Consider the following 17656-nt stretch of genomic DNA (forward strand, 5'->3'; position numbering starts at 1 on the left):
TCTTACTTGAGCTTGTCCTTGGCCAGGTCCAGCGCGGCCACCGCGCATTCCGCGTCGGTGCTGCCGGCCGGTGCGCCGCCCACACCGATCGCACCGATCACGTCGTTGCCCGCACGGATCGGCACGCCGCCGGCCAGCAGCAGGAAGCCCGGGATGTCGTTGAGGAACTGGGCGCCGGGGTTCTTCTGCGCGTTCTCGCCCAGGTTGGCCGTGGGCGCGCGGGTCGAGGCCGAGGTGAAGGCCTTGGCGCGGCTGGCCTCGACGGTGTGCGGGCCGGCGTTGTCGGCGCGCAGCACGGCACGAATCAGGCCCGCGCGGTCGACCACGGTGGCCGTCACGTTGACGCCCTTCTGCGTGCAGGCGGCCACAGCCGATTGCGCGATTTCCTGCGCCAGGGCCAGCGAGATGTTGCGCTCCTGCAGCACCTGGGCCTGGCCCAGCAGCGGGGTGACGGCGAAGGCGGCGATGGCGAGAAGGCGGGACGTGTGCATGAGATTCTCCTTGTCTGAAAACCGGGACATCCGGCTCAGCAGGGAATCTAAATTTCGCGCCTCGCGCTGAACAGCCGTGGCGCTACCCGCGCGGCTGGGTAGTTCTACCCAGTGGGGTACGGCCCTACGCCACGCGGCCCGGGTCCTCGAGCACCACCCGCACCATCTCGGCGACCGAGCCGGTGCCCAGCTTGAAGGCCGCGCCGGCGCGGTGCTTCTCCACCGTGCGCGGCGAGATGTCGAGCCGGCGCGCGATCTCCTTGGTCGACAGGCCGTCGGCCACCAGCCGCAGGATCTCGTGCTCGCGCGCGCTCAGTTGCTCGAGCCTTTCACTGGCCTGTGAACGCTGCGCGTCCAGCGTCGCGCTTTCCTCGAGCCGCGCCATGCCGGCCTGCACCGCCTCGAGCAGGGCCTGCTCGTCCACCGGCTTGGTGAGGAAGTCCACCGCGCCGCCGCGGAACGCGCGCCGGCACACCGACACGTCGCCATGGCCGGTGATGATCACCACCGGCAGCGGCATCGGATCGGCCTGCAGCCGCTCGAGCAGCTGCAGGCCCGAGAGCCCCGCCATGCGCACATCGGTCACCACGCAGCCCTGCGCGCCGGCCGGCTCGCGCTGCAAAAAGGCCGTCGCACCGTCGAAGGCCTGCACCGCGTAACCGAGCGTGCGCAGCAGCAACGCCAGGGCCTCGCGCACGTCGGCGTCGTCGTCGATCAGGAACACCGGATGCGTCATCGCGCGCCCTTCAGATGCACGGTGAAGACCGTGGCTGTGCCGGGCGTGCTCTGCACCTCGATGCGCCCGCCGATGTTCTCCACCAACCGCTCGCACAACGACAGGCCCAGCCCCATGCCGCCCTCCTTGGTGGTGAAGAAGGGCTGGAACACGCGCGCCAGCTGCTCGGGTGCGATGCCCGGGCCGTTGTCGATCACCGCGACCTGCGCGCCAGCGGCATCGGATCGTGTGCGCACCGTGATGCGCGCGCCGTCCTGCCCCTGCAGGGCCTCGGCCGCGTTGCGCACCAGGTTGTGCAGCACCTGTTCGACCGAGATCGCATCGATGCGCACCATCGGCCCCGCGGGATCGAGTGCCAGTTCGAGCGCGATGCCGCGCGTCTGCAGATCGGCCTGCGCCAGTTCGGCCACGCCCTCGACCAGCGCATTGAGCGCCACCGCTTCCACCGTCGGCTCGCGCTGGCTCACGTAGGAACGGATGCGCTCGAGGATGTCGCCCGAGCGCCGCGCCAGCCGCACGTTGGCCTGCAGGATCGGCACCATCGCCGCCGCGTCGGCGCCCTGCTCGATGAGCCGCAGGCCGGCCTGGCTCTGGCTCAGCATCGCGGTCAGCGGCTGCGTGAGCTCGTGCGCGATGCCCGAGGCCATCTCGCCCAGGCCGTTGACGCGCATCGCATGCGCCAGCCGCAGTTCCTGTGCCTGGCGTGCCGCTTCACGGCGCGCACGCCGCACGCGCTGCACGCTGCCGACCGCCCACAGCAGCGCCGCGCCGCCGATCGCCAGCGCGAGCAGGCCGCCGGCCGGCAGCAGCTCGGCCCAGCCCAGCCGGCGGGTCAGCACCAGCTGCAGCGGCTGGCTGGTGCTGCCCAGGCTCTGTGCAAAACCCAATGTGCGCGGCCAACGCTCGCGTGCATCGCGTGCATCGACAGGCTGGCCGCCGAAGACCGTGCCGTGCGCGTCGGTGAGCCACACGGCCGCGCCGGCCAGTGCGGGATGGACCGGGCCGTCGGGCGCCAGCAGCTGGGCCGCGTCGATCTGCAGCACCAGCGCGCTCAGGGGCGCATCGCCGATGCGCTTGACCATCGCATAGCCCGGCCCCACGGGCGCATCCAGCATGGCGGCCTTGCCTGCACCCAGCGTGGCCGCGCGCTGCGCCACGACGTCGAGCCGCGGCGGCGCGACGCTCGCGTTGCGGGTCGAGGCCAGCACCTCGGGTGTGGGCGAAAGGCGCATCAGGTCGATGGCCACGATGCGCGGATAGAAGGTCTGGATGGCCGAGGCCACGGCGCGGAAGGTGGCGCGCTGTGGATCGTCGAGTTGCGCGATCGCATGCAGGTTGGTCAGGTGTGCGTCGTGCTGGCCGACCCGCTGCGCGATCGTGCGGTGCAGGGTGCGCGCTTCGTCGTCGAAGCGCTGGCTCAGCTGATGGAAGCGCCAGCCCGCGAGCAGCGCGGCGCCCAGCACCATGAGCAGCAGCCAGGCGGCCAGCCAGCGCCAGGACGGCCGCGCGGCCACCTGCGCCGTCGGCACCTGGGATGCAGTCAGCGCAACAGTCTTCGCATCGAGGGTGTTGGAAAGGGCCATGGGCAGGCGATGGTACGCAAGCCCGCAGGCAGTGTCGATGCGCGGCGGCTCAGCGCAGCGCGCGCACCGCGGCGCCCAAGGCATCCTGCGACGCCGGCGGCAGCACGGCGAGCCGCAAGGCCTCGGGCAGGCCGAAGGAGGCCGCGTCGCGCACCTTGACGCCCCGCGCGCGCAAAGCCGCGGCCAGCGCCGGCACACCGCCCCCGGCCGGACGCACGCCGAAGAAATTGCCCACGCTGGGCAGCACCTCCCAGCCCAGGTCTTCGCACAGCGCCTGCTGGTGCGCCTTCCAGGGCCGCAAGGTCGCGCGGCAATCTGCGAGCCATTGCTGCGCATCGGGCCGGGTCCAGGCCGCGAGCAAGGCCACGCCATGCACGCCGGTCGGCCACGAGGGCGCCATCTGCAGCAGCGCATCGTGCAGCGTGCGATCGGCGCGCGGCGCGATCGCGTAGGCCGCGCGGATGCCGGTCAGGCCCAGCGCCTTGTTGGGGGTCCAGAGCTGCCAGACGCGGTCGCGCTGCATTGCGTCGAGGTCCAGCGCGCCTTCGAGCCGCAAGGGTTCGTAAGCCAGGTCGAGCACGCCGCAGGCCGCCGGCGGCAGCGCATCGATGCGCGCGCCGAAGGCCGGCTCGGCCTGCCCCAGCGGGCTCGACGGGTCGCAGCACCAGTGCAGCGCAGCGGGCTCGATCGGCGCCCCGCGCGCCACCGCCGTCAGGCCCCAGGCGCGCGCCGCGCGGCGGTAGTCGCCGTAGCTGTGCGGCGGCAGCACCACGTAGCGGCCTCCCTGGGCAGCGAAGGCCGCGGTGATGCGGAAGATGAACTCGCTGGCACTGGCCGCGACCACGATGCGCGACGCCTCGACGCCATGGAAACGGGCCAGCGTCTCGCGCAAGGCCGTGTACTGCGGGTCGGGATAGTGTTCGGCGTCGGCCGCCTGCAGCGCGGCCAGCGCGGCCGGGCACGGGCCGCAGGCATTGCCGTTGCTCGAGAAATCGTGGGCCGGCACGCCCAGCGCATCGGGGCCGCCGTGCACGATGGGCGGGAAGGAAGAGGAAGACATCGGGTCGAGGATACGCAAGCGCGCTTCAGCAGCGCACGGCCACTGCGGCCACCGCCGCCAGCACGGCCATCACGCGCACCGCGCGGCCACCCAGCCGCGCCGTCTGCGGCAGGTCCGCCGGCGTCGGCGCTCGGCCCTCGGCGTTGAGCACATAGACGCCCGGCTTGCCCAGCCGCACGCCCAGCCGCAGCGCCATCGCCGCCATCGGCCAGCCGCTGTTGGGCGACGGCGTGCGCGCCGCCTCGCGGCGCAGGGCCGCGCTCGGCCATGGCCCCTGCAGCAGCAGCGCCGTGAGGCGCGCGGGCAGCCACGACAGCCCGTCGTCGGCATGCGCGGCCCACTTGCCGGCCCATTCCCAGATGCGGCCGCCGCGCTCGCCGCGGTAGCCCCACATCGCATCGGCGGTGTTCGCGAAGCGGTACAGCGCGGCGCCGGGCAGGCCGCCCAGCACGAACCAGAAGATCGGCGCGACCACCGAGTCGTTGAGGTTCTCGGCCAGCGACTCGATCGCGCTTTCGCGCACCTCGGCCGCGCTCAGCGCGCTCACGTCGCGGCTCACCAGGCGCGCGAGCTGCGCCCGGCCCGCATCGAGCGATTCGGCCAGCGCGGCCTCGACCGCCAGCACCTCGTCGCGCAGCATGCGCCAGGCCAGCAACGGCTTGAGCAGCAGACCGAGCAGCAGCGCGGCCACCACCGGCCACAACTGCGCAGCCAGGCGCTGCAGCAGGTAGGCGGCGAGCACCACGACCGCGGCGCCCACCCACCAGGCCAGCGCGCCCGCGATGAAGGGCCTGGCCCGCGGCGCATCGGCCGTGGCTGCGAGCGGCGCGATACGCCGGCCCGCCGCGCCCAGGTAGCGCCCCATCCACACCACCGGATGCCAGCGCGCGGGCGGCTCGCCGAAGGCATGGTCGATCCACAATGCCAGCAGCAGCGCGGCGGCCATCGCGATCGCGGCCGTCATGCGCGGGCCTCCGCAGCGGCGACGCGGCGGCCGCGCCGCCATTGCGCGATCGCGCCGAAGGCCAGCAGAAGCGCCACGCCGAACGCGCCCCACAGGCCCTGCACGACCGGCGGTACGGGCGGCACGGGCGGCGGCGTGGGCGTGACCGCGTCGAGGCGCAGGCCCCGCACGCGCTGGGGCGCGTCGGGGTCGACGGGCGCCTCGACCGCGGCGGGCAACGCCACTTCCACCGGCCGCACCGGGGCATTGGCTGAAGGCACGGCCGCGGGCGCCAGCACTGCCTGCGCGAAGCGCTGCACGCCCGCATGGCGCTCGACCAGCCCGCTGGCCTTGGCGGCCTCGGCATAGGCCCGCGCGAGTTCGCGCCGGGTCGCGGCATCGGGCCGCCAGTAGTCGAGCCGGATCGCATCGAGCATGCGTTCGAGCGTCTGCGCGAAGGCCGCGCGGTTCGCGCCCTCGAGCCAGGCGCGCGTACCGAGCTTGTAGCGGTCGCGCACATAGACGTCGTGCAGCGACTGCCACTGGTCCTGCCGCACGGTCTCTGGGGCGGTCACCTGCCAGCCCCACAGGAACTGCGCTGTCTTCAGCACCTGCAGCGTGCCGCTGTAGCCCTCGGCCTTCTGGGCTGCGATCCACTGCGGGTGCAGGTAGCGGGTCTGCATCTCGCGCGCGATGGCGCCGGTGGCGGTGTCGGTGCGCACCACGCCGCCCTCGCCCGCCGCGTTGCGCAGGTTCTGCACGTAGAGCGCCGGGTCCTTGCCCGTGAGTTGGCGCACCGCCTGCGCGATGCCGCCCAGGTACTGGAAGGGGTCGTCGTTGGTGAGCACGCCGTAGAGGTTGGAGGTGCGCGACATCAGCGCGGCATCGACCTGCCGCAGGTTGTCGGCATAGGCGCCCTGGCGCAGCGCGCCCTCGAGGCCGGCACCGTAGGCGTGGCCCATGCGGTCCATGTAGAGCTGCGCCATCTGCGCATCGCCGCCCGCGCGGCGCTGGCCGGTCCAGAGCGCGGTCGCGAGCGCGGCTTCTTCCAGGCCCGCGCCGTAGCTGCCCTGCGCATTGGAGAAGATGCGCGCCGTCGACCAGCGCTGCGCCTCGTCGGCCGAGGCACCCTGGGTGCGCAGGCGCTGCACCATCGCCGTGCTGTGGCGCGCGACCGCGTTGTCGGCTTCGTTCAAGGCCGCGACCTGCCGCACGGCCTCGTCGATCCAGCGCATCACGGTCGGGAACTGGTCGCGGTAGGAGCCGGTCACGCTCAGCAGCACGTCGATGCGCGGCCGGCCCAGCCGGGCCCTGGGCACGACGTCGATGCCGACGATGCGCCCACCCTCGTCCCAGCGCGGCTGCACGCCCAGCGCATGGAAGACCTGGCTTTCCATCATCCCCTGGTGGCGCAGCGTCTCGCCGGCCCAGAGCGTGAAGGCGATCTTCTCGGGCGCGCGGCCGCCGTGCGTTTTCGCGTGCTCGGCGACCCACGCATCGAGCGCGGCCGTGCCGACCGACCAGGCGGCCTGCGTCGGCACGCGGCTGGGGTCGAAGCCGTAGAGGTTGCGCCCGGTCGGCAGGCTGTCGGGGTTGCGCACCGGATCGCCGCCATAGCGCGAGGCCAGGTAGCGGCCGTCGAGCGCGGTCAGCAGGCCCGCGGTCTCCTGGTTGTCGGCGAGCAGCGCATCGAGGCGCTGCGCGCGCAGCGCGAGCGCCCGCAGGGCCTCGACCGCGGCCGGGCCCCGGCCTTGCGCCGCCGCGGCCTCGGGATCGCGCACTGCGACTTCGAGCCAGCGCGCCGAGGCCGATGCCAGGAGCTGGTCGCCTTCGACAAACACCGCCTCCTCCGGGTCCTCGCCCAGCGCCGCGAGCAATGGCTTGCGAAGGATCTGCAGCAGCGTGAGCCTGCGGCGCTCGGCAGAAGGCGTCTCGCCGAAGGTGGCCAGGCCCAGCGGCTGCGCGGTCTGCGCGAGTTCCTCCAGGTAGGGATGCAGCACCGCGATGAAGCCCGCGAAATCGGCGCGCAGCCGCGCGGGCGTCCATTGCAGGTCGCGCTCGTAGTGCTGGGCCATGAACTCGGTCGCAAGCTGCGTTTCGAGCGCGCGCTTCACAGGGCCCGGCGCCAGCGTCTCCCAGTCGTGCAGGCGCTCGTGCATGGCCTGCACGCCGGGGCGCAGGCCGGCCGGCGAGAACAGCGGCGTCGAATGGCTGACCATGGTCGCGCGGCCGCGGCGCTTGGCGGTGGTGGCTTCGCCGAGGTTGTCCATCACGTAGGGATAGATGTTGGGCAGGTCGCCCAGCGCGAGCAGCGGATCGTCCTGTGCCGACAGGCCGCGCTCCTTGCCGGCCGACCATTCGACCGTGCCATGCGTGCCCACGTGCACCACCGCGCCGGCGCCGAAGGCCGTGCGCAGCCAGAGGTAGGTCGCGAGGTAGCTGTGGCTCAAGGGCACGGCCGAGCGGTGGTAGACCTGCGCGGCGGGGTCGCGCACCGTCGTGCCAAGCTCGAAGCGCGGCGGCTGGCGCAGCACCACCACGTTGCCGAAGCGCACGCGCGGGATCACGAAGGCCGGCGCGCCGTCGACGGTGCGCAGCAGGGTCGAGCTTTCGGGCGGCCCCCAGTAGGCCTCGATGCGTTGCTGCGTGGCGGCGGGCAGCGCACGGAACCAGGCGAGGTAGCGCGCCAGCGGCAGGCTGGCGGCCAGGTCCCGGTCCAGCAGCGGCTGCAGCGCGTCGGCGCGGTAGTAGGCCTGCATCGTGGCCTGCACCTGCGCGATCAGCGCCTCGCTGCCCGGCGCGCCGGTGCGGTAGCCGGCCGCCTGCATCGCGCCCAGCATGCCGTCGATGCTGCGCGGCACGTTGAGGAAGGAGGCACCGAAGTTCGCCTCGCCCGGCGGATAGTTGTAGACCAGCATCGCGACGCGGCGCTCGGCCGGCGGCGTGCGCTGCAGCCGCAGCAGCGCGGCCGCCTTGTCGGCCACCGCGTCGATCTGCGCGGGCAGCGGCTGCAATGTGCCGGTGGCCGGATCGCGCGCCGAGACCAGCATCGCATCGGTCATGCCTGCGAGCTCGCTGGGGATGTAGTAGGAGGCGACGTCGCTGGGCGCCAGGCCTTCAGGGCTGGCCTCCCACTGCGCGGCGCTCATCGCCAGCGCGGGCAGGGTCTGCAGCACCGGCACGCCGATGCGTTCGAGCTCGGCCTTGCGCTCGTTGGGGTTGAACACCAGCGCGGCATTCACGATCAGGTCGGCCATGCGGCGCGTATCGCCGTCGGCGTCCGTGGCGTGGGTCATGCGGAAGTAGAGGTCGGCCTGCTGGCGCGGGCCGTAGAAGGCATAGGCGCGCAGGCCGCGCTGGCCGAGGCTGTCGATCAGGCGGTCGAGCCAGGCGGTGTCGTCACCGGTCAGCGTGGCGCCGTTGATGGCGATGGCGACCGTGCCGCCGGTCGCGGCGGGCAGCGCATCGAGCGCCGCGATGTCGCCCTCGACGCGCGGCCAGCCCGGGTGGTAGAAGCCGGCCAGCGGCAGCTCGACCGGTGGCGGCAGGCCGGCCATGTCGCCCACCCGGCCCAGCGCCGTCATGGCGGCCGCGATGTTCGCCGCGCCGGAAAAACGCCAGTAGGCGCGCAGCCGCTGCGCCCAGGCCGGGTCCACGCCGCGCTCGGCCGCCAGCGGTGCGGCGCCCGGGGCCTGGCCCTTGGCCACCAGGGCGAACTCGCCGATCAGCACATAGGGCGTGCCGCTGCGCGCAACCATCTCACCGAAGCGCGCGGCCGCGGCCTGCGCCACGCTCGCGTGCGGCGCATCGATCACGAGCAGGCGCGCGCCCTTCAATGCCGCCGCCAGCGTGTCGGGCGTGTCCTGCGCGGCCGACACCACCTGCAGCGCGAGGCCGGCCTCGGCCGCGGCGCCCTGCAGCCGCGCGAGGCGCGCAGGCGAGACCAGCGGCGTGCTCAGCAGCACGACATGGGATGGCGAAGGCTGCGCCAGCACCGGCTGCAGCCCGCAAAGGAGCAACAACAAGGCCAGCCACCAGCGCATCACTTCGCTCCCTGCACCGGCGTCGCGTCGGCCGGCACGTAGACCATGGTGCCGTCCTTGAGCCGCCAGGCCGTGCCGGCCTTCTCGCCGTCGCCCTGCCCGGTCGCGCCGCTGGCCTTGAAGCGCGTGAGCTTCTGGCCTTCCTTGGTGAGGATCTCCATGTCGGGCTGGCCCTCGTGGCGGATGATCGTCAGCTTGTCCTGCGCGAAGGGGTTCATCGGGTTGTCGATCACCGCGATCATCAGCATGCCGATCACGACCAGGAACACGTCGATCAGGTTGATGGTCGACAGCACCGGGTCGTCGTCCTCGGCGTCGAGGCTGTCGAGAATGCTGAAGCGGCGGCGGGTCATTCGGAAACCTCCGCGCTCCGCGCTGCGGTGCGAGCTTGCTTGGGGCGGCCCGGCGCTGCGCTCATACCAGAGCGTCGCGTGCGTCCAGCACCGTCACCAGTTCGCGCATCAGCCAGCGCCGGCGCACGGTGTAGACCACGAAGGTGATCGAGGCCGAGGCCAGCGCCACGATCACGGCTGCGAAGGCCGGTGCCAGGCTCTGTGCCACGCCCTGCGACTGGCCCGAGGCCACGGCCACCAGCGCGGGGCCCATCGGGATCATGGTCGCGATCAGGCCCAGCATGGGCGCGACGCGGCTGCACAGGCGCACGCCCTCGAGCGACTTGAGCACGGTCAGTTCCATCTGCTCCTGGCCCTGGTCGGCCACGGCGCGCAGCACCAGCACGCGCGCGGGGTCGCGCCGGCGCTGCAGCCCTTCGACCGCGAAGGCGCCCAGGCTCCACACCGCATAGACGAAGGACAGCAGCACGCCCAGCGTGACCGGCCAGAGGAACAGGCGCGCGAGCTCGAACAGCACGCTATCGAAGGCCAGCATCAGGGGGTTTCCTTTTCATTCGGGGCGTCGGCGAACAGCGTCGACGGTGCGCCCCAGCGGTCGTCGAACACCATCGACGCCAGCGGCGCGCGCTGCGCCCAGCGTTCGCGCTGCAGCATCGGTTCGTCGTAGAAGCCGTGCACCGGCCCCAGGCACAGCAGCGCGATGGGCTCGGCGCCCGCGGGCAGCCCCAGCAGCGCCGCGACCTGTGCCGGATCAAACAACGAGACCCAGCCCATGCCCAGCCCCTCGACGCGCGCGGCCAGCCACAGGTTCTGGATCGCGCAGGCGGCCGAGGCCAGGTCCATCTGCGGCAGGGTGCGGCGGCCGAACACATGCTGCTCGCGGCCGTCGGCCAGCGTGACGGCGATCAGTTCGGCCGCCTCGAGAAGGCCCTCGACCTTGAGCCGCATGAACGCGTCCTCGCGTTCGCCCAGCGCCTGCGCGGTGCGCACGCGCTCCTGCTCGACCAGCGCATGCAGCTGCGCGCGCAGGGCCGCGTCGCGCACCCGGAGGAAGCGCCAGGGCTGCATGAAGCCCACGCTGGGCGCGTGATGGGCCGCCTCGAGCAGCCGGCGCAGCAGCTCGGGCGCGACCTCGCCGCCCGCGAAGTGCCGCATGTCGCGGCGCTCGCGGATCGCGCGGTAGACGGCCTGCGCCTCGTCGGCCTCAAATGGCATCTTCACGCGTCGCACCCTGGCCCTTCCTTCCAGGAACACCGCGGAACCGGCTTTGCCGGGCCGCCGGTGTTGCCCCCTGCAAGGGGGAGGGAGGCCACACGAAGTGGGCAAGCCTGGGGGTGTGCAACATGTCTAATCTTCGATGCCGCGTTGCGCCGGGATGCCGGCCTTGAACGCATGCTTGACCATGGTCATCTCGGTCACGGTGTCGGCCAGCTCGATCAGCTCGGGCGGGCAGCGGCGGCCGGTGAGCGCCACGTGCACGTGCTTGGGGCGTTCGCGCAGCGTGGCCAGCACGTCGTCCAGCGGCAGCCAGCCGTAGATCAGCGGGTAGGTGATCTCGTCGAGCACCACGAGGAAGTACTCGCCCGACAGGATCGAGGCCTTGGCGCGCAGCCAGCCGTCGCGCGCGAGCTGGCCCGAATGTTCGAGGTCCTGGCTCTTCCAGCTGAAGCCGTCGCCCAGGCCTTCGATCGGGATGCCCAGGTGCTCGAACATCCGGTGCTCGCCGAAGCGCGCGGTCGGCACCTTCATGAACTGCCAGATCTTCACGGCCTTGCCGCGGCCATGCGCGCGCAGCGCCAGGCCGAAGGCGGCCGTGCTCTTGCCCTTGCCGTCGCCGGTGTTGACGATCACGATGCCGCGGCGTTCGCCCTCGGGCTTCTCGTAGGGCTTGGCGCTGGGAGGGGTTTCGATTTGCATGAGACGTCTTCTTTCAATTCGGAGAGGGGGTCAGCGGGGCAAGGCGATCCACTGCCGGTCGACACGGTGCACCGCCACGCGCTGGTCGAACACGGCCTCGAGCGCACGGTGCGTCGAGGCCTCGGCGCAGGCGCCGTGGTGCAGCACGCGGCCCTGCGCCATCACGACCAGCGCATCGGCGGCCAGCGCCATCGAGAGTTCGTGCAGCACGCTGACCACCGTGCGGCCTTCGGCCACCAGCGCGCGCATGGTCTGCATCCAGTCGGACTGGTGCGGCGGATCGAGGTTGGCCAGCGGCTCGTCCATCAGCAGCACCTCGGCCTCGACCGCGAGCGCGCGCGCCAGCAGCACGCGCTGGCGTTCGCCGCCCGAGAGCTGGCCCAGCGGCCGGTCGCGCCAGTCCCAGGCCTGGGTGCTGCGCAGCGCGCGCTCGACCGCGGCGCGGTCGGCCTCGCTGGGCGGCGCGAGCCAGCGCTGGTGCGGCATGCGTCCCAGCATCGCGAGGTCGTAGACCAGCAGGTCGTCGGCGCTGCTCTCGCCCGCCCCGCCCTGCCCCAGCCACGACATGCGTCGCGCCCGCACGCGGCCCGGCAGGCCGTGCAGCGAGGCGTCGAACAGCCGCACCTCGCCGCCGTGCGGCAGCAGGCCCGCGAGCACGCGCAGCAGGGTCGACTTGCCCGCGCCGTTGGGGCCGACGATGCTGGTCCAGCGGCCGGCCGCGATGGCCAGGTCGATGGCGTGCAGCACCGGCGTGCCGCCCAGCGCGGCGTCGACCCGGCGCGCTTCGAGGGCCGCGCTCACCGGATGCCTCCGCGTCCGCGCCGGTGCATGAGCCACAGCAGGTAGCTGCCGCCCAGCACGGCCGTGAGCACGCCCACCGGCAGCTCCTGCGGCGCGATGAGCCAGCGCGCCAGCAGGTCGGCCGCCATCAGCAGCAGACCGCCCATCACGGCCGACAGCAGGACCAGCCAGGCATGGGTGGCCTTGACGATGGAGCGCACCAGGTGCGGCGCGGCCAGGCCGACGAAGGCGATCAGGCCGGTCTGGGCCACGGCCGTGCCGGTGGCCAGCGCCAGCACTGCGACCAGCGCCGCGCGCATCGCGCCCAGCGGCAGGCCCAGGCTGGCGGCGGTCGCCTCGCCCAACGCCAGGCCGTCGAGCACCGGTGCCAGCGCCCAGGCCGCGAGCAGGCACAGCGCGCCGAGGCCGGCCATCACCGCGCAGGCGCTCCAGCCGACCAGGCCGGTGCCGCCGAGCATGAAGCCCTGCAGCGCCTGCAGGATGTCGGCCGAGCCGATGGTCACGAGGTCCTTCGCGGCGCCCAGCACCACGCCGACGATCACGCCGGCCAGCAGCAGCCGCAGTGTCTGCTGCACGCCGCGCGCGAGCATCAGCGTGAGCATCACCGCCAGCACTGCCCCCACGAAGGCCGCGCCCGTGAGGCCCAGGCGCACCAGCCATTGCGTGGTCGAGGGCGAGGCGCCGAACAGCGCCAGCGCCAGCGCCACGCCCAGCGAGGCGCCCGAGGCGCTGCCCAGCAGGTAGGGGTCGGCCAGCGGGTTGCGGAACAACCCTTGCGCCACCGCACCTGCGAGGCCCAGCAAGGCGCCGGCCAGCCAGGCGCCCAGCGTGCGCGGCAGCCGGATCTCCTGCACGATCTGCAGCGCGATGGGGTCGTGGCGCGCGGCCAGCACGCTCTCGAAACCGGTGCTACCGATGCCCACGCCCAGCAGCAGCAGGGCCGCGCACAGCAGCATCAGCACGGCCGCGAGCAGCCAGATGCGTTGCCGGTGACGGATCATTTCGGCGCCTTGTCGGCCAGGCAGCGGGCCATGATGCGCGCGGCCTCGCCCATGCGCGGGCCGGGCCGCACCAGCACGTCGGACTCCTCCGGCGCGAAGCGGCAGATGCGGCCGTCGCGCACCGCGCGGATGCTGGCCCAGCCCGGGCGCTGTTCCATGCCCGCGGCGCTGCGCACGCTGACCATGATCAGGTCGGGATTGGCGCGCACCACGAACTCGGGGTTGAGCTTGGGGAACGGGCCCAGCGCCGCCGGCACGATGTTCTTCACGCCCAGCCGCGTCAGCGTCTCGCCGATGAAGGAGCTTTCGCCCGCGCCATAGGGGCCGCTGTTGACCTCGAAGTACACGCGCGTGGCCTGGGCCGCGGGCGACAGCGACTGCGCGGCCGCCGACACGCTGGCGTCGATCGCGCGCCAGACGCGCTGCGGATCGTCGGCCTGCAGCACGCGGCCCAGCTGGTCGAGCACGCGCTTGACGTCGGCATGGGTCTTGGGCTCGAGCACCAGCACCTTGAGGCCAAGCGATTCGAGGCGCTGCGTGACGCGCGAGGACTTGGCGAGCAGCACCACATCGGGCTTGAGCGCGACGATGGCCTCGACGTTGGGGTCGAGCCCGCCGCCGAGCTGCGGCAGCGCGCGCACCGAGGCCGGCGAGTTCGAGTAGCGGTCGACGCCGATCAGCCGCTCGCAGGCGCCCAGTGCGCAGACCGATTCGGTGAGCGAGGGCAGCAAGGTCACGATGCGCTGGGGCGGGCGCGGCAGCGTGACCTGCACGCCGCGCTCGTCGGTGATCTCGATGGGCTGCGCCTGCGCGAGACCCATCAGCAGCAGGAGCAGCCAGGGCAGCAAGCGCTTCATGCAGGAGCCTTCAAGGTCAGCGGCAGGCCCGCCACCATCAGCGTGACGCGATCGCATTCGGCCGCGACGTCCTGGTTGAGCCGGCCCAGCGCATCGACGAAGGCCCGCACCTCGCGGCCCAGCGGAATCACGCCCAGGCCGATCTCGTTGCCCACCAGCACGACCGGCCCGCGCGCCGCGCGCAAGGCGGCCCGCAGCGCCGCGATGGCCTGCGCCGCATCGTGGGCCGCGCCCTCCATCGGCATCGTGAGGTTCGTCAGCCACAGCGTGAGGCAGTCGACCAGCACCATCGTGCCGGGCGCGCTGTGGGCCGCGAGGGCCTCGGCCAGCTGCACGGACTCTTCGACGGTGCGCAGGCCGGGCACGCGCTCGGCGCGGTCGGCCTGGTGGCGCGCGATGCGTTCGCGCATCTCGTCGTCCCAGGCGGTGGCGGTGGCGATCAGCACCGCGTCGTGCGCGGGCGAGGCGGCCAGCCAGGCGGCGGCGCGCTCCTCGGCGCGGCGCGACTTGCCGCTTTTCTGGCCGCCGAGCAGGAATTCGCGTTCAGCTGTCGTCATGCGGGAATCCGATCGGCGCGGCATCGAACAGCCGCGCGGTGGCTTCGGGACTGGAGGCGAACCAGGCGTGAAAGTAGCTCGCGCGCAGTGTGCCGCGCACATAGACCGCTTCGCCGCCGGCGTCGGTGTTCGGGCGCGTGGTGCGCGCCGCCACGGGCTGCGGCGTGTCGCAGACCGAGTAGTGGAAGGTGTGGCCGCGCAGGCTGTGCCCGGCCAGATCGAGCTGCTGCGGCCCGAGCGCCGCGAGCCGCTTCTGCACCGTCACGCGGCCCGGCAGCAGGCCCCACATCGCGTGGGATTCGCCGTCGGCCGTGACCAGCGTGTCGTGCAGGGCCATCATGCCGCCGCACTCGGCCCAGACCGGCTTGCCGGCCGCGGCATGGGCGTGCAGGGCGTCGCGCAAGGGCGTGCGGGCGGCCAGCGCTTCGGCATGCAGTTCGGGGTAGCCGCCAGGCAGCCAGACGGCATCGCACGCGGGCAACGCATCGCCGGCCAGGGGCGAAAAGAACGCGAGGCGCGCCCCGAGTGCGCGCAGCACGTCGAGGTTGGCCGGATAGATGAAGGCGAAGGCGGCGTCGCGCGCGATCGCGATCGTGCGTCCCGCGAGCAACGGCGCGATGGCCTCGACCGCCGAAGCGTCGAAGCGCACCTGCGGCAGCTGCGCCACCGACAGCCGGCCCAGCGGCGTGGCTGCGAGCGCATCGGCGGCGGCATCGAGCCGGGCCAGCGCATCGTGCATCTCGTCGGCCGCAATCAGGCCCAGGTGGCGTTCGGGCAGCGCGAAATCCTCGCCCTTGGGCAGGCCGCCCAGCCAGTGCGCGGGATCGCGCAGCGCGCCTTCGAGCATGCCCGCATGGCGTTCGCTCGCCACGCGGTTGGCCAGCACGCCGAACCACGGCAGGCCGGGCTTGAAATGCTGCAGGCCGTAGGCCAGCGCCCCGAAGGTGCCGGCCATGGCGCGCGCGTCGATCACGGCCAGCACCGGCAGGCCGAAATGCACCGCCAGGTCGGCCGCGCTCGGCGTGCCGTCGAACAGGCCCATCACGCCTTCGACGATCAGCAGCTCGGCCTCGTTCGCCGCCGCATGCAGCCGCGCGCGGCAATCGGCCTCGCCGTTCATCCAGAGATCGAGCGAATGCACGGGCGCCCCGCTGGCCAGCGCGAGCCAGCGCGGGTCGAGGAAATCGGGCCCGCACTTGAAGACGCGCACGCGCCGGCCGGCGCGCGCATGCAGGCGGGCCAGTGCGGCCGTGACCGTGGTCTTGCCCTGCCCGGAGGCGGGCGCGGCCACGAGCACGGCGGCGCAGGTGGCGCGGTGGCTTACTGGGGCGACCACTTGAGCCCGAGGTAGGCGCTGCGGCCGGCGGTGGCGTAGATGCGGGCGAACACATAGTCCTTGTCGCCCACGTTGTCCAGCCGGCCGATCAGCGTCAGCGAGGGCGTGAGCTTCGTGCTCGCGACCAGGTTGAGCACGGTGTAGCCGCCGAGTCGGCGCAGGTTGGCGGCATCGTCATAGCGCATGCCCGAAGTTTGCACCTCCGCGCCCAGCGTCCAGGCGGCCACGTTCCAGTCGGCGCCCAGCATGCCGTGGCGGCGCGCGCGACGGGCCAGCAGCTTGTCGGTGCCGAGGTCGCGCGGGTCCTGGAAGTCGGCCGATGCGCGCAGCGACACGTCGCCGATGCGGTGGCCGGCGGTCAAGGTCAGGCCCTCGTACTCGGCGCGCGCGGTGTTGGCGTAGCAACCGAAGGCCGAGAGGCAGCCGGTCGCGGTGCTGCTGTACGTGATGAGGTTGCTCACCTTGTTGCGGTAGACCACCACGCCGGCATGGCTTGCGCCCGAGGTCCAGTTCAGGCCCAGCTCGACGTTGCGGCTGTCCTCGGGCTTGAGGCTGGCCACGCCGTATTCGCTGAAGCGCTGGTAGAGCGTGGGCACGCGGAAGGCCGTGCCGACCGAGGCGGTGGCGCGCCATTGCGGCGTGATCGCGTAGCCGTAGGCCGCGCTGCCGGTGGTCTTGCCGCCGAACTCGCTGTCGTCGTCGCGGCGCGCCTGCAGTTGCACGGTGTGCGGGCCCTGCACGAAGCCGTAGCCCAGCGACACCGCGTTCTGCGAGCGGTCGCGCGCCAGCAGCTTGGCCGAGGCGGTGGCGGCGTTTTCCAGGTCGTCCTCTCGGCGCTCGAGCGCGGCCGTGAAGCGGTGCGCGCCGAAGTGCAGCTCGTTCTGGAACAGGTAGCCGCGCAGCGCGGTCTCGGTGCGGTAGAAGCTCGGGTCGGTCTGGTAGGTGGTCTTGCTGTCGGTGACCTGCAGGCGCGTCGTGTAGTTGTCGGTCCACTTGGCGATCCAGGCCAGGCCCGCGGTGCGCAGCGTGTTGGTCGAGATGTCGTCGGGGAACACGGCCGGCGGCCGCGCGCCCGACTTCGCCAGGTCGTACTGCGCCTTGATGTCGCTGTACAGCAAGGAGCCTTCGATCCGGTGCGTGGGATTGATCTGGAAGCCCAGGCGCGCATTGGCCGCGGTGCTGCGGTAGCCGTCGCGGTCGGGGCTGGTCCAGCCGTCGGCCGCGTACTGCGCGGTCTTGACCGGGTTGCGCTTGTCGAACGGCTGGATGTTGAAGCCGTCGCTCTCCTCGTGCGAGATGCCCAGCGAGTAGTCGAAGGCACCGTCCACGCCCGCCGAGCCGCTCACGCCGGCCTCGGCCTTGCGCAGCTGGTTGCTGCCGATGCCGACGCCCACGTAGGGCGTCGCCGCGCCTTCGCCGCGCTTGGTGAAGAGCTGGATCACGCCGCCGATGGCGTCGGAGCCGTAGACCGCCGCGGCCGGGCCGCGCAGCACCTCGATGCGGTCGATCTGCCCCAGCGGGATGCCTTCCCAGCCGGCGCCGCCGGTCGACTGCGAGTCGATGCGCACGCCGTCGATGTAGACCGCCGTGAAGCGCGACTCGGCGCCGCGGATGAACACGCTGGTGGTGTTGCCGATGCCGCCGTTGCGGCTGATCTCGATGCCGGGCAGGCGCGCCAGCACGTCGGCCACGCCGGTGGCGCCGCTGCGCTCGATCGTTTCGCGGTCGACGATGGACACGTCCGAAGTCAGGTCCGACAGCGGCTGCGCCACGCGCGTGGCGGTGACCACGGTCTCGGGCAGCGACGGCTGGGCCAGGGCCAGGCCGGGCAATGCCACGGCGATGGCCGCGCTCAGGGCTGCCAGCGGCAGCGTGGTACGGCGCGCACGCACGGACACCGGCGCGCGGGCGCCGTCGAGGGAAAAACGATTCTTCATGGGGACGAATGTGAGAACAAGACCCTGCCCGGCTTCCCCGC

General features: G+C 72.7%; 15 protein-coding genes and 1 pseudogene. All 16 read right to left on the minus strand.

Annotation, left to right across the window (positions count from 1 at the left end; genetic code table 11):
* Positions 1-2 precede the first annotated feature (2 nt).
* Positions 3-491, minus strand: coding sequence for a GlcG/HbpS family heme-binding protein (locus K0H49_RS24610; RefSeq protein WP_219218214.1), 489 nt, complete (start codon positions 489-491; stop codon positions 3-5).
* A 124-nt stretch (positions 492-615) separates the two neighbouring features.
* Entirely contained in the window at positions 616-1227 is a 612-nt protein-coding gene (locus K0H49_RS24615) for a response regulator transcription factor (RefSeq protein ID WP_219218216.1), read from the minus strand.
* The gene (locus K0H49_RS24620; protein ID WP_219218218.1) at positions 1224-2810 is read right to left on the minus strand and encodes a sensor histidine kinase; all 1587 of its coding nucleotides are present in this window, start codon (positions 2808-2810) and stop codon (positions 1224-1226) included. The genes K0H49_RS24615 and K0H49_RS24620 overlap by 4 nt, the downstream gene beginning before the upstream one ends.
* A gap of 49 nt (positions 2811-2859) precedes the next feature.
* Entirely contained in the window at positions 2860-3870 is a 1011-nt protein-coding gene (locus K0H49_RS24625) for an aminotransferase class I/II-fold pyridoxal phosphate-dependent enzyme (RefSeq protein WP_219218220.1), read from the minus strand.
* 25 nt (positions 3871-3895) lie between these two features.
* A complete protein-coding gene (cbiB, locus tag K0H49_RS24630; protein ID WP_219218221.1) occupies positions 3896-4834 on the minus strand; it encodes an adenosylcobinamide-phosphate synthase CbiB in 939 nt (312 codons plus the stop codon).
* A complete protein-coding gene (cobN, locus tag K0H49_RS24635) occupies positions 4831-8856 on the minus strand; it encodes a cobaltochelatase subunit CobN (RefSeq protein ID WP_219218224.1) in 4026 nt (1341 codons plus the stop codon). Before cobN ends, cbiB begins: the two co-directional genes overlap by 4 nt.
* A complete protein-coding gene (locus tag K0H49_RS24640; protein WP_219218226.1) occupies positions 8856-9209 on the minus strand; it encodes a DUF2149 domain-containing protein in 354 nt (117 codons plus the stop codon). The genes cobN and K0H49_RS24640 overlap by 1 nt, the downstream gene beginning before the upstream one ends.
* Positions 9210-9270: 61 nt before the next feature.
* The gene (locus K0H49_RS24645; RefSeq protein ID WP_219218227.1) at positions 9271-9744 is read right to left on the minus strand and encodes a MotA/TolQ/ExbB proton channel family protein; all 474 of its coding nucleotides are present in this window, start codon (positions 9742-9744) and stop codon (positions 9271-9273) included.
* Entirely contained in the window at positions 9744-10424 is a 681-nt protein-coding gene (gene bluB / locus K0H49_RS24650) for a 5,6-dimethylbenzimidazole synthase (RefSeq protein WP_219219157.1), read from the minus strand. The genes K0H49_RS24645 and bluB overlap by 1 nt, the downstream gene beginning before the upstream one ends.
* Positions 10425-10556: 132 nt before the next feature.
* The gene (gene cobO, locus K0H49_RS24655; RefSeq protein ID WP_183023540.1) at positions 10557-11126 is read right to left on the minus strand and encodes a cob(I)yrinic acid a,c-diamide adenosyltransferase; all 570 of its coding nucleotides are present in this window, start codon (positions 11124-11126) and stop codon (positions 10557-10559) included.
* Between the two features lie 30 nt (positions 11127-11156).
* Positions 11157-11864, minus strand: a pseudogene (locus K0H49_RS30780) (ABC transporter ATP-binding protein); the annotation flags it as partial.
* A 59-nt stretch (positions 11865-11923) separates the two neighbouring features.
* Positions 11924-12928: a FecCD family ABC transporter permease gene (locus K0H49_RS30785; RefSeq protein WP_257625113.1), complete on the minus strand. Its 1005-nt coding sequence runs from the start codon at positions 12926-12928 to the stop codon at positions 11924-11926.
* Positions 12925-13785: an ABC transporter substrate-binding protein gene (locus tag K0H49_RS24665; RefSeq protein WP_219218229.1), complete on the minus strand. Its 861-nt coding sequence runs from the start codon at positions 13783-13785 to the stop codon at positions 12925-12927. Before K0H49_RS24665 ends, K0H49_RS30785 begins: the two co-directional genes overlap by 4 nt.
* Positions 13782-14342 carry a bifunctional adenosylcobinamide kinase/adenosylcobinamide-phosphate guanylyltransferase gene (locus K0H49_RS24670; protein WP_219218231.1) on the minus strand — a complete coding sequence of 187 codons (561 nt, stop codon included), beginning with the start codon at positions 14340-14342 and terminating at the stop codon, positions 13782-13784. Before K0H49_RS24670 ends, K0H49_RS24665 begins: the two co-directional genes overlap by 4 nt.
* Complete coding sequence (locus tag K0H49_RS24675) at positions 14329-15678, minus strand: cobyrinate a,c-diamide synthase (RefSeq protein WP_374122411.1); 1350 nt, start codon at positions 15676-15678, stop codon at positions 14329-14331. The genes K0H49_RS24670 and K0H49_RS24675 overlap by 14 nt, the downstream gene beginning before the upstream one ends.
* The gene (locus K0H49_RS24680; RefSeq protein WP_219218241.1) at positions 15663-17615 is read right to left on the minus strand and encodes a TonB-dependent receptor domain-containing protein; all 1953 of its coding nucleotides are present in this window, start codon (positions 17613-17615) and stop codon (positions 15663-15665) included. The genes K0H49_RS24675 and K0H49_RS24680 overlap by 16 nt, the downstream gene beginning before the upstream one ends.
* Between the last annotated feature and the right edge of the window lie 41 nt (positions 17616-17656).

The organism is Variovorax boronicumulans (assembly GCF_019352895.1).
Classification (GTDB): Bacteria; Pseudomonadota; Gammaproteobacteria; order Burkholderiales; family Burkholderiaceae_C; genus Variovorax; species Variovorax boronicumulans_A.

Bases quoted from the DNA above. Each gene is read 5' to 3' on its own strand.
- K0H49_RS24640 (WP_219218226.1), bottom strand. From the start codon at position 9,209: ATGACCCGCCGCCGCTTCAGCATTCTCGACAGCCTCGACGCCGAGGAC.
- K0H49_RS24680 (WP_219218241.1), bottom strand. From the start codon at position 17,615: ATGAAGAATCGTTTTTCCCTCGACGGCGCCCGCGCGCCGGTGTCCGTG.
- bluB (WP_219219157.1), bottom strand. From the start codon at position 10,424: ATGCCATTTGAGGCCGACGAGGCGCAGGCCGTCTACCGCGCGATCCGC.
- K0H49_RS24665 (WP_219218229.1), bottom strand. From the start codon at position 13,785: ATGAAGCGCTTGCTGCCCTGGCTGCTCCTGCTGCTGATGGGTCTCGCG.
- K0H49_RS24610 (WP_219218214.1), bottom strand. From the start codon at position 491: ATGCACACGTCCCGCCTTCTCGCCATCGCCGCCTTCGCCGTCACCCCG.
- K0H49_RS24625 (WP_219218220.1), bottom strand. From the start codon at position 3,870: ATGTCTTCCTCTTCCTTCCCGCCCATCGTGCACGGCGGCCCCGATGCG.
- cobO (WP_183023540.1), bottom strand. From the start codon at position 11,126: ATGCAAATCGAAACCCCTCCCAGCGCCAAGCCCTACGAGAAGCCCGAG.
- K0H49_RS24645 (WP_219218227.1), bottom strand. From the start codon at position 9,744: ATGCTGGCCTTCGATAGCGTGCTGTTCGAGCTCGCGCGCCTGTTCCTC.
- cbiB (WP_219218221.1), bottom strand. From the start codon at position 4,834: ATGACGGCCGCGATCGCGATGGCCGCCGCGCTGCTGCTGGCATTGTGG.
- K0H49_RS24620 (WP_219218218.1), bottom strand. From the start codon at position 2,810: ATGGCCCTTTCCAACACCCTCGATGCGAAGACTGTTGCGCTGACTGCA.
- K0H49_RS30785 (WP_257625113.1), bottom strand. From the start codon at position 12,928: ATGATCCGTCACCGGCAACGCATCTGGCTGCTCGCGGCCGTGCTGATG.
- K0H49_RS24670 (WP_219218231.1), bottom strand. From the start codon at position 14,342: ATGACGACAGCTGAACGCGAATTCCTGCTCGGCGGCCAGAAAAGCGGC.
- cobN (WP_219218224.1), bottom strand. From the start codon at position 8,856: ATGCGCTGGTGGCTGGCCTTGTTGTTGCTCCTTTGCGGGCTGCAGCCG.
- K0H49_RS24615 (WP_219218216.1), bottom strand. From the start codon at position 1,227: ATGACGCATCCGGTGTTCCTGATCGACGACGACGCCGACGTGCGCGAG.